The 7,482-nt window shown below is 65.0% G+C and carries 6 protein-coding genes and 1 tRNA gene; 5 read left to right on the top strand and 2 right to left on the bottom strand.

Going from position 1 to position 7,482, the window contains the following annotated elements:
* Positions 1-97: 97 nt before the first annotated feature.
* On the bottom strand, positions 98-274 hold the full coding sequence (locus CFR71_RS16470) for a hypothetical protein (RefSeq protein WP_165832057.1): 177 nt from the start codon (positions 272-274) through the stop codon (positions 98-100).
* 130 nt (positions 275-404) lie between these two features.
* Here CFR71_RS16470 and gyrA point away from each other — a divergent pair, with 130 nt between their 5' ends.
* The 4 genes from gyrA to CFR71_RS08200 all read left to right on the top strand — a co-directional run bounded on the left by gyrA (position 405) and on the right by CFR71_RS08200 (position 4,672).
* Positions 405-3,191 carry a DNA gyrase subunit A gene (gene gyrA / locus CFR71_RS08215; protein ID WP_239020316.1) on the top strand — a complete coding sequence of 929 codons (2,787 nt, stop codon included), beginning with the start codon at positions 405-407 and terminating at the stop codon, positions 3,189-3,191.
* Positions 3,184-3,696, top strand: coding sequence for a pantetheine-phosphate adenylyltransferase (gene coaD, locus CFR71_RS08210; RefSeq protein WP_110529959.1), 513 nt, complete (start codon positions 3,184-3,186; stop codon positions 3,694-3,696). Before gyrA ends, coaD begins: the two co-directional genes overlap by 8 nt.
* A gap of 98 nt (positions 3,697-3,794) precedes the next feature.
* Positions 3,795-4,283, top strand: a complete 489-nt coding sequence (locus tag CFR71_RS08205) for a peptidylprolyl isomerase (protein ID WP_110529854.1) — start codon at positions 3,795-3,797, stop codon at positions 4,281-4,283.
* A gap of 313 nt (positions 4,284-4,596) precedes the next feature.
* Positions 4,597-4,672 (top strand) — tRNA-Lys (locus CFR71_RS08200).
* Between the two features lie 14 nt (positions 4,673-4,686).
* Here CFR71_RS08200 and CFR71_RS08195 read toward each other — a convergent pair.
* Positions 4,687-5,193, bottom strand: coding sequence for a cupin domain-containing protein (locus CFR71_RS08195; protein ID WP_239019211.1), 507 nt, complete (start codon positions 5,191-5,193; stop codon positions 4,687-4,689).
* 440 nt (positions 5,194-5,633) lie between these two features.
* Between CFR71_RS08195 and edd the strand changes: the two genes are divergently transcribed.
* A complete protein-coding gene (gene edd, locus CFR71_RS08190) occupies positions 5,634-7,475 on the top strand; it encodes a phosphogluconate dehydratase (RefSeq protein WP_110529953.1) in 1,842 nt (613 codons plus the stop codon).
* Positions 7,476-7,482: the final 7 nt, after the last annotated feature.

Raw genomic sequence — 7,482 nt, 5'->3', positions numbered from 1 at the left:
AGAAGATACGGCTGGGATCGGTCAAACGGGATGAAGCGGCTCATCGCGACACTCTACAGCCTTACCCCTTCACAGGGTACCCCAACCCGACAGGCTGCTAGGACGCGTGGACGGGCGCGGACGTCGGCTGCGGCACGCGTTCGCGCGCCGCGTCATGCGAGCGTCCACGCCGGCCCATGCCCTGACGCGCGCCCAATGACCCGCGTCCCTGCGCGACATGCTTCGCGCGGGGGCGCAATTCTGCTACATGGTGGGACGGGATTTCACGCGGCATCCTCGCCCGACGCGAGTCCTGATGCCCGCCCCCGTGTCCGCCCCTGCGCGCTTCCACCCGAACGCGTGCGAAAACCAGCCATGACGGAACTGCCTTGACCGATATTCCCGAACAGACGCCGCCCTCCGACATGCTGCCGGTGACCATCGAGGAGGAGATGCGCTCCTCCTATCTGGCCTATGCCATGTCCGTCATCGTCAGCCGCGCGCTGCCCGACGTGCGCGACGGACTGAAACCGGTGCATCGGCGCATCCTGTATTCCATGCGCGAAAGCGGCTTCACCCACGACAAGCCGTATCGCAAGTCGGCCCGCGCCGTCGGCGATGTCATGGGTAAGTACCATCCGCATGGCGACTCCTCCATCTACGACGCGATGGTGCGCATGGCGCAGTCGTGGTCGATGCGGGTCAAGCTGATCGACGGGCAGGGCAATTTCGGGTCGGTCGACGGCGATTCCCCCGCCGCCATGCGATATACCGAGGCACGGCTGGCGCGCGCGGCGTCATTCCTGCTGGATGACATCGACCGCGACACCGTCGATTTCCAGCCCAACTATGACGAAAGCGAGCAGGAACCCCAGATCCTGCCCGCCGCCTTCCCCAACCTGCTGATCAACGGCGCGTCGGGCATCGCGGTCGGCATGGCCACCAATATCCCGCCGCACAATCCGGGGGAGATCATCGACGCGACGCTGGCGATGATCGAACGCCCTGACATGACGCTGGATGATCTGCTGCAGTACGTGCCCGGCCCGGACTTCCCCACCGGCGGGACGATCCTGGGCCGCGCGGGCATCCGCAGCGCGTTCGAGACGGGACGCGGTTCGGTCATCATCCGCGCCAAGGCCGAAATCGAGGACATCCGCCGCGACCGCAAGGCCATCATCATCACCGAAATCCCCTATCAGGTGAACAAGGCCACCCTGCAGGAACGCATTGCCGACCTGGTCCGGTCCAAGCAGGTGGAAGGCATTGCCGACATCCGCGACGAAAGCGACCGGTCGGGCATGCGCATCGTCATCGAGATCAAGCGCGACGCAACGCCCGAGGTCGTGCTGAACCAGCTCTACCGCTTCACGCAGCTCCAGACCTCCTTCGGGGTCAACATGCTTGCCCTTGACGGGGGACAGCCGCGCCTGATGGGGCTGAAGGATGTCCTTTCGGCCTTCATCCGCTTCCGCGAGGAGGTGATCCTGCGCCGCGCGCGCTTTGACCTGAACAAGGCGCGCGACCGCGGGCACCTGCAGGTCGGGCTGGTCATCGCGGTGGCGAACATCGACGCGGTCATCGCCCTGATCCGCGCCGCCCCGGACGCCGCCACGGCCCGCGCCGCCCTGATGGAACGCGCATGGGACGCGGGCGACATCTCCCCCCTGCTCGCGCTGATCCATGACGAAGGCAACGTTGTGGTTGACGGGCGCGTCCACCTGACGGAAGCGCAGGCGCGCGGCATCCTGGAACTGCGGCTGCAGCGCCTGACCGGGCTGGAGCGCGACAAGATCCAGCAGGAACTTTCCGAAGTCGCGACCCGCATCAACGAACTGCTGGAAATCATCGCCAGCCGTCCCCGCCGGCTGGAGGTCATGCGCAACGAACTGGTGACGGTGCGCGCGGAAATCGCAACGCCCCGCGCCACCGACATCGCCGATTACGCGGGCGATCAGACGGATGAAAGCCTGATTGAACCAGGCCAGATGGTCGTGACCATCACGCGCGAAGGGTTCATCAAGCGCACGCCGCTTGACATCTTCCGCGCGCAGAACCGTGGCGGGCGTGGCCGCACGGCCGCCGGCCGGCGCGGCGACGACATCATCATCCGCTCCTTCAACGCGCATACGCACCAGTGGGTGCTGTTCTTCTCCTCCGGCGGCAAGGCATACCGGGAGAAGGTATGGCGCCTGCCCGAAGCCAGCCCGACGGCCAAGGGGCGCGCGCTGGTCAACCTGCTGCCCGATCTGGGCGAGGATTCGATCACGGCGGTGCTGCCGCTGCCGCAGGACGAGGACCTGTGGGAGAACCTCCACCTCGTCTTCGCCACGGCGTCGGGGAACGTGCGCCGCAACCGGCTGAGCGATTTCAGCAACATCCGCTCCTCCGGCCTCATCGCGATGAAACTGGATGACGGGGACCGCCTGATCGGCGTCGCCACCTGTCGCGAGGGGCAGGATGTCTTCCTTGGCACCCGCAACGCGCGCTGCATCCGTTTCCAGATCACGGATGAAACCCTGCGCGTATTCGCCGGACGGGGCAGTTCGGGCGTACGCGGCATCCGCCTTGCCGAAGGGGACGAGGTCAACAGCCTGTGCGTGCTGGGCCATGTCGATGCCACGGTGGAGGAACGCGCGGCCTATCTGCGGATCGCCAATGCCCGCCGCCGCGCCGAAAATGCGGCCCAGAACGGGGATGAGGCCGAAACCGTCCCCGAAAACGCCACCACGGACGAGGAAGAGACGTCCACCGACCTGGCCCTGCCGCCCGAACGGGTGGCGGAACTGGAGGCGGCGGAGGAAATCCTGCTGATCGTCAGCAACGCCGGCTTCGGACGGCGGTCCTCGGCCTATGACTACCGCGTCAGCGGGCGCGGCGGACAGGGCATCAACAACATGTCCTTCCCCACCGCGCGGCGGGGCAACGCCGTTGTCGCCACGCTGCCGGTGCTGGCGGGCACGGATGTCATGCTGGTTACCGACGCGGGCCGCCTGATCCGCCTGCCGGTGGACCAGATCCGCATCATGTCCCGACAGGCCAGCGGCGTCACCCTGTTCCGGCTGAACGATACGGAAGAAGTCACCAGCGTTTTCCCCGTCATGGATGACGGATCGGACGACGATGACGCGGCGGACGCGAACGACGCGCATGGCGACGGGCAGGACGGCGCGGCGCCACCCGCCGGGACGGACGCCGATGCCGATGACTGAACCCACGGCGCGCACCGGCTTTTACCCCGGCACGTTCGATCCCGTGACCAGCGGGCATCTCGACATCATCGCGCGTGCCGCGCGCCTGGTGGACCGCCTGGTGATCGGGGTGGCGAAGGACACGAACAAGCAGCCCCTGCTGTCGCTGGAAGAGCGGATCGCGTGCATCCGCGCCGATATCCGCGACATCCACGCCGCCCATCCCATCGTGATCGAGGTGGTGGGATTCGAGGGGCTTCTGGTAAATGCCGCGCGCGCGCATGGGGCACATGCAATATTTCGGGGCCTGCGGGCGGTTGCGGATTTCGATTACGAGAACCAGATGTCTGCAATGAACATGCACCTGGCCCCGGACATCGAAACCATTTTCCTGATGGCGCGACAGGGGAACCAGTATATCTCCTCCCGCGTGGTCAAGGAGATCGCGCGGCTGGATGGCGATATCGCGGATTTCGTGTCGCCCTCCACCCGCCAGCACGTTCTGGCGCGCCTGAAGGACCGCTGATCCGGTCCCGACGCGGGCAGGCCCCCGGCCGTGGGGGCTGCCCGCCGCCAGTTTTCACCCCATCATTTCCAATCACAAGCAACAGGGAACGGACAGCCATGTCAGATACCAGCAAGGCCGACCTCATCAACATGGACCTCAAGACCGGACGGGTGGTCATCCGCCTGCGTCCCGATCTTGCCCCTCTGGCGGCGGAACGCATCCGCACGCTGGCCGCCGAAGGGTTCTATGACAACACGCCGTTCCACCGCGTCATCCATGGCTTCATGGCGCAGGGTGGCGACCCGACCGGCACCGGCACGTCGGGCAGCAAGCTGCCGGACCTGAAGGCGGAGTTCACCAAGGCCGCCAAGTTCGAACGCGGCACCGTCGGCATGGCGCGCACCATGAACCCCGACAGCGCCAACAGCCAGTTCTTCATCATGTTCGAACCCTCCCCCCATCTGGACGGCCAGTACACGATCGTCGGACAGGTGATCGAGGGCATGGACCATATCGACCAGATCAAGCGTGGCGCGGGCCACAGCGGCATGGTCCAGGACCCTGACCGCATCATCAAGATGCGTCCCGCCGACGCCGAAGCCTGATGCCACGACGGGGGTCCGACGTGGCCCCCGTCCCCTGTGGCCGGATGGGAATGGGAACGACCCATTCCACTCCCCATTCCCATGTCCGGTCACGCAATCCGGCACGCATTTCATGGGCATGACCATGAAATTAAGGCGATCCAGCCGACAACTTTGCTTAATATCAGCGCGTTAGTTCAGGGATATATTTTCGCCCCCGCCTTGACAGCGCGGGTCAGGCCGCCTATCACCCCGGCTTGAGCAGTTCTGGGCGCACAACGCGTCAGGTTTGTCCTGAACGTGGCCTGTGGCAGGCCAGATTACCTGAATCAATGAGCCGGTAGCTCAGTCGGTAGAGCATTCGACTTTTAATCGAATGGTCGTGGGTTCGAATCCCACCCGGCTCACCATCTTTTCCCGAAAATCAGCGAAAGTGGCAGGGTTGCCCCACGGTGGGGGCAATGTCCATCTGCACGACCATCAGGTCCACCGCGCCGTCGCCCACATTTCCACCCAGATGCCCCTTGCGCCCACGCATCGGCCCGGTGGACAGCGGGCGCGTATTCTGGTCTTCGCCCAGCAGCACGTCGCCCGGCCCCATTTCAACGCGCGCGCCATCCATGGCCTGAACGAACCAGCGTCCGCGCAATGGCACGATCCACTGCACCTTCGGGTCCTCGTGCCAGGCCCCGTCCCAATGAGGCGGCTGCACCGTCATCAGCACGGTCGCGCGTCCGTCGGGCTGCCGGTCCTGCCATTGCGGCCCCGCCGGGGGCGACATGCTTTTCAGCACGAACTGCGTCAGCGGACAGGTCGCAAGATGGCTGACGCCCCGGTCATCGGTCCACATGTGATGATAGGTCAGGCGCGGCGCCTGCTCCGTCGCGGCCCACGATGGTCCCACCGGCAGCACGGATGCCATGAGCATCATGCAGCCAGAGGCAATCATGCCCCGCAGGCTCCTACGTTTCGTGCCATGTCGAAGGATCATCGGATGATGCCCCACCCCGTCAATGTCGCGCATTCGCCGTTCCCATCCCCCTGTCATGTCATTATCATGAACCCTCCCGTTTCCGCATGGCACAGGGCGGTGAGGATGTCGGAAGGCCATGCGCGGAGGAACATGCAGCGCACGCCTGATTATAGACCATTATAATTAAAATACCGAAACGAGACTTTAATTATAATTTTATGTCTTGTGTACGCGAATATTATGTCATATATGATCAAGCACTGACATGTCGCCTCTGACGCGACACCAATCCGGCCGAAATACAGCGTCCTGACCCGCATTACCTCCGGACGCGACAGAAAATGTATCATCGTGATTGCAGCGGCAATCCGCGGCCACATTACATTCTGTGGGAACTGATGAACCTCAATCCTGTCCTGACTGCCGTAACGGATCGCATAATCGCACGTTCCGCGCGTTCACGCGGTCATTATCTTGACCTGATCGCCCGTGAAAAGGATGCCGGGATATCGCGGCCACAGCTGGCCTGCGGCAACCTTGCGCATGCCTTTGCCGCGGCAGGAGAGGACAAGGCCGCCATCCGTGCGCGGCGCGCGATGAACATCGGGATCGTCACGTCCTATAACGACATGCTTTCGGCGCATCAGCCCTATGGTCGATACCCCGAGCAGATCAAGCTCTTCGCGCGTGAGGTCGGGGCCACGGCGCAGGTCGCGGGCGCGACGCCCGCAATGTGCGATGGGGTGACGCAGGGCCAGCCGGGCATGGAACTGTCGCTGTTCAGCCGCGACGTGATCGCGATGTCCACGGCGGTCGCACTCAGCCACGGGATGTACGAAGGCGTCGCGATGCTGGGCATCTGCGACAAGATCGTGCCGGGCCTGCTGATGGGGGCGCTCAGGTTCGGGCACCTGCCGGCCATCCTGATCCCGTCGGGCCCGATGCCATCGGGCATTTCCAACAGCGAAAAGCAGCGCGTCCGCCAGCTTTACGCCGAAGGCAAGGTGGACCGTGAGCGCCTGATGGATTCAGAGGCCGCGTCCTATCACGCGCCGGGCACCTGCACTTTCTACGGCACGGCCAACACCAACCAGATGCTGATGGAGGTCATGGGCCTGCACCTGCCCGGCTCCTCCTTCGTGCCGCCCAACACGAAACTGCGGCAGGAACTGACGCGCGCGGCCATCCACCGGCTGGCGCAGATCGGGCCGAACGGCAATGACTATCGCCCGCTGGGCCATTGCATCGATGAACGCGCCATCGTCAACGCCGCCGTCGGGCTGCTGGCGACCGGCGGCTCGACGAACCTTGCCATCCATATTCCCGCGATGGCGCGCGCCGCGGGCATCATCATCGACTGGGAAGACCTCGACCGCCTTTCCGCCGTCGTCCCGCAGCTGACGCGCGTCTATCCCAACGGATCGACGGACGTGAACGGCTTCCACCAGGTGGGCGGAATGCCCAGCCTGATCGGTTCCCTGCTGGATGCGGGGCTGCTGCATCCGGATATCCTGACCGTCTGCGAAGGCGGCTTTGCCCGGTATCGCGACATGCCGCACATGCGCGATGACCAGCTGGTGTGGGAAGACGCCGGACCGTCGCGTGACGACACGGTGCTGCGCACGCCCGCCGCCCCCTTCCGCAAGGATGGCGGCATGCGCCTGATGCAGGGGAACCTTGGGCGCGGCATCTACAAGACCAGCGCGGTCGCCCCCGAACGCTGGACGATCGAGGCCCCGGCCCGGATATTCGAGGACCAGCAGGCCGTCATCGACGCGTTCAAGGCGGGGGAACTGGATCGCGACGTGATCGTGGTCGTGCGTTTCCAGGGGCCGGCGGCGAACGGCATGCCCGAACTGCATCGCCTGACCCCGACGCTGAGCGTACTGCAGGATCGCGGACACAAGGTCGCGCTTATGACCGATGGCCGCATGTCCGGCGCCAGCGGCAAGGTGCCCGCCGCCATCCATATCGGGCCGGAAGCCCATGCGGGCGGTCCACTGTCGCGCCTGCGCGATGGCGATATCGTGCGCGTCTGCGCGCAGACGGGGCGCATCGACGTCCTGATCGACGACGCGGAGTGGGAAAAGCGCACCCCGGCCACCGGACCAAAGCCCGGCTTTGGCACCGGGCGGGAACTGTTCGCGCTGATGCGTGACGGGGTGGACAGTCCCGAACGCGGGGCGTCGGCCATCCTTGCCGCGATGGACCATATGGCCGAAGCCGAAGGGCTGTCGTAAAATCCGG

The sequence above is a fragment of the Novacetimonas pomaceti genome, from assembly GCF_003207955.1.
Lineage (GTDB): Bacteria > Pseudomonadota > Alphaproteobacteria > Acetobacterales > Acetobacteraceae > Novacetimonas > Novacetimonas pomaceti.
This window is presented reverse-complemented; position numbering and strand designations above follow the sequence as displayed.